At 45.6% G+C, this 3963-nt stretch carries 1 protein-coding gene and 1 pseudogene; both read left to right on the top strand.

Annotated elements, in window-relative coordinates; genetic code table 11:
• Nucleotides 1–727: pseudogene (locus ACFIKG_RS08740) on the top strand (phage tail protein); the annotation flags it as partial.
• A 1-nt stretch (nucleotide 728) separates the two neighbouring features.
• On the top strand, nucleotides 729–3872 hold the full coding sequence (locus ACFIKG_RS08735; protein WP_375652138.1) for a DUF4815 domain-containing protein: 3144 nt from the start codon (nucleotides 729–731) through the stop codon (nucleotides 3870–3872).
• Nucleotides 3873–3963 lie beyond the last annotated feature (91 nt).

Below are 3963 nucleotides of genomic sequence, written 5' to 3'. Positions count from 1 at the left end.
CATTGAAGCGATTACCGACCTTTCCAAAAGTTTGCGCTCTGATTTTCGCCGTGGGACCTATGGTTATGATGTGCAAGCTGTTGAATGCAATATGTCACGCCTTGATGACAGCATGTTGGAGTATGAAAGCGGTGTTCGTTTAACAGCTGGGGACACTTTGTTTTCCTTTGGACGCACAACAGAGATCAATCACACGCTCACAAGAGAAGAAGGCAGGCTTATTGGTAATTGGATAGATGATGGGGATGAAGAGTTAAGCTGGAACCAAATCGATTATCCATGGGATATGGCAAATTTTCCGTGGTGTTCGGTCAAAAAACATGAACGCGATATGCTGATGGCAGAATGGTTTCATGGTCGCACGCTTTATCTCGTGTTAAGAGACAGACAAAATAGCGCGATTGGGTATCGCAGATGCTATGCTGTAGCGCCTGTCGAACAGGCTTTGGATGGTGTGTACAGCCATTGTGGCGGCAGATTTAACCCTTCTACAACAGGCACTCTGTTGTTTCTGGCAGCCCGTACAGACTTTCACGATGTTGACGGCAAACAAGCCGCATTTGTTTCCATTCTCGTTCATGCTACCCCCGCAGAAAACATAGCGGTTGGCAAGCTTTGGTGTGACGCCAATGAACTAAATGGCGGTGTCGAGATACTCAAAACGCCTGTCAATATTCCTTTGCGTGCCGATGTTCGCGAACAATTCAAGATTTTATTGAGGTTTTAATATGAAGCATGAAAGTGGTTTACCCTTTGCAATTGACAGATCTCGCGGCAAAGAGGAACAACAAAGCGTTGTCTTTTATGGCACGCGTCCCTTTATTCAAAGTGGTGAACTGAATGAGGTTCAAACCATTATAAGAGGTCGTCACAATCGTTTAGGGCGCCTTGTGGCACAAGAAGGAGATCGCGTTGAACGGGCTGATGCTTTTGTCAACAAAGAGACAAGGACCGTAACGTTAACGGATGGCAAGATTTATATTGCAGGCGATATTTTCCCCGTTGCACCTGCTGTACTCAACAATGTTGCCATGATTGGGCGCTTGGAAATTGGTGTGAAGCTACAAAAAAAATGGATAACACACGAAGATGATCCAGAGCTGTTGGGGCAAGTCCCTGGCACTTTGGCAGAAGGAGAGCCTGGCGCCGCACGCGAAACAGCAAAGCTTGTTTGGGCACTGAAAGAGGATGCGCAGAATGGCACTTTCTTTCCCGTTTATATTTTACAAGATGGTGTTCTGATTGATCAAAAATCGCCCTCATTGCTTGAACCCGCCATGCAAGCTATTGCGACGTACGACCGCGCCCATGGACATTATATCGTGAGTGGCTGCCGTGTAAGCGCATTGGGAGCAAATAATGGTTGCCAAGTGTTTAGTATTCAAGAAGGAGAAGCCAATATCAATGGCTTTAAACGCAAACGCCTTGCCGCCTTGCGCCATGAAGAGGTGCAAGACTTTTCAACAAGCGTTGTTCCAAGCGAAACGCATATTTTTGCGCCCCCAAAAGGGAAAACAAGTTTTACCTTTAAACCCTATTATTTTCCTATTGCCGATATTCAGTCTCTTTTGTTGACAAAAGAAAAAACCGTTAACGTCACCCGCGGTGCCGTTGCCGCAGGGCGTGATGGTGTGCCGGATAAAAGCATCACCGCGTTTATTAAAGTCGTTCAAGGAAGTAGGGAATTTAAAGAAGGAACAGATTTTAAAAAAACCGGAGATACCATTGATTGGGCGCCCATAGGAGACGAACCTTTAGCAGGGAGCAGCTATAAGGTGACTTATCGCACCCGCGCAAAAATCACGGCTGATAAAGTAACAGCGCAGGAAATCACTGTCTCAGGTGGGGCGCAAGGTGGTGATATTATCGTCAGTTACACTTACAAATTGCCCCGCATTGACCGTATAGGTCTCAACACACAAGGCAATGTCGTATATATCAAAGGAGTTTCATCAGATCATCCCATGGCACCCAGTGTCCCTGATGATGTGTTGTCCCTTGCAACGATCACCAACAATTGGCTTGAAACGCCGGTTGTTGTCAATGATGGAACGCGTGTTGCCCCCTATGATGAGATGTGGCGCTATTTTCAACGGGTGCTCTCCCTTGACAGGCTGATGCAGTTAGAGCGCATTAAAAGCAATGTGGACTCTAAAGAACCTGTCGCTAAAAAAGGCATGTTCGCTGATCCCTTTCTTGATGATAGTTACAGAGATGAAGGCTTTCAACAAACGGGGGCTGTAGGCAACGGCATTTTGCAGCTTGCTATTGACCCAACATTCTACACTGCTCCTTTAAAAGCGCCTGTCACCCTTGACTGGACAAATGAAGTGATCATTGCGCAAGAGTTGACAACGGCTTGCGAAAAGATCAACCCCTATCAAAATTTTGCACCCCTGCCTGGTACAGTAACCCTTGAACCCGCGACAGACTTTTGGCACGAACAGCGCACCGATTGGCTCTCCGGTATCACCAATCAGATCATCATGGGCAGGAACCGTGGCAGAACTATCCGTAAAACAGAAGTGCGTGATGATTTGGTGAGTGCGACCCAAGAGCAAATCAATTTTTTAAGACAAATTACCCTTTCCTTTAAAATTGAAGGTTTTGGCAAAGGCGAAAAACTAGAGAGCCTCACTTTTGATGGTGTGAATGTCTTGCCTAATTATCCCCTTTTTGCCAATTCCTATGGCGTCCTTGAAAGCACTTTTAAGATTCCACAAAATATCACCGCTGGCACAAAAAATGTTATTGCACAAGGCAGAGGTGGAACAATTGCAACGGGGCTTTTTACCGGTCAAGGTGTGATTGATGTGAAAGTGATGCGGCGCACCACCACAGTAAAAATATGGACACAAGTGGATCCACAAGCACAAGTTTTTACACCCGATGAAACACGGCAAATCACCGGTATTGACTTTCATCTTTGCAAAATCGGTAATCAAAACCATGATTTGGTGATTGATTTGGTCACCACTGAAAACGGTTATCCGACCGCCGATATCCAAGCACAAAGCTTTTATTCCATGAAGGGCGCAAAAACTGGTTGGGCAGAGGCACGCTATGATGTACCACTCCTTGTCCCCGATGACCGCTTAACGGCTTTCGTTATCAAGACAGATGATAGTAATCATTCTGTCTCCTTAGCAAAGCTTGGGGATTTTGATGCAGAACATCAGAGATATGTTTCAAGCCACCCTTATGTAACGGGACCACGCTTTTCTTCAGTTAACGCACAAAGCTGGACTGCTCATCAAGATGAGGCTTTAGCCTTTCGAGTGTTGGCAGCCCGCTACACACAAACAGAAAAAACCATTGATCTTGGCACTTTTGATCTTGTTGATTGTTCTGATTTGCAAATACGCGCAGCCATTGAATTGCCTTCAAGCGATTGTTCTGTCATCTTTGAAATTGAACGAAACAACGGCACGGTTTATCAACTTCTACCCTTTCAATTACTCAGTCTTACCGAATATATCAGTGAAAAGGTAAAGCTTCGCGCTATTCTCAAAGGAACAGAAAAGCTCTCACCTGTTTTGTTTGCTCCTGTTCAATTGATTGCAGGAAAGATCCATAAAGAAGCCACTTATGTCACCCGTGCTTTTGCCTTTGGGGAAAAGGCAAGGTTGACCAGCTATATCAAAACATTTTTACCGGGCGGTGCAACCTTTTCACTGGAGATGCAACTGGATGATGGTGCTTTCACCCCTTTGAAATTAGAGGAAACAGAACAACTTGCCGAGCCGCTTTGGACAGAGCGCAAATTTATCAGTGGTGATAAAACAGCCAAACAAGCGCGCTTGAAACTCACGCTTACCGGTGGACCGGCGGCACGGTCAATGGTGTGTGATTTTGGTGCCGGTATATTATGAGGGGAAAATGAGAGATGACCAAAACCAAAAAACTCGACATGGAATTGCCGAAAGAAGGACGCTTTATCAGTTCTGAATTCCCAATCTTGCG

The organism is Bartonella sp. LB28NMGDW (genome assembly GCF_042194435.1).
Taxonomy (GTDB): Bacteria; Pseudomonadota; Alphaproteobacteria; order Rhizobiales; family Rhizobiaceae; genus Bartonella; species Bartonella grahamii.
This window is presented reverse-complemented; position numbering and strand designations above follow the sequence as displayed.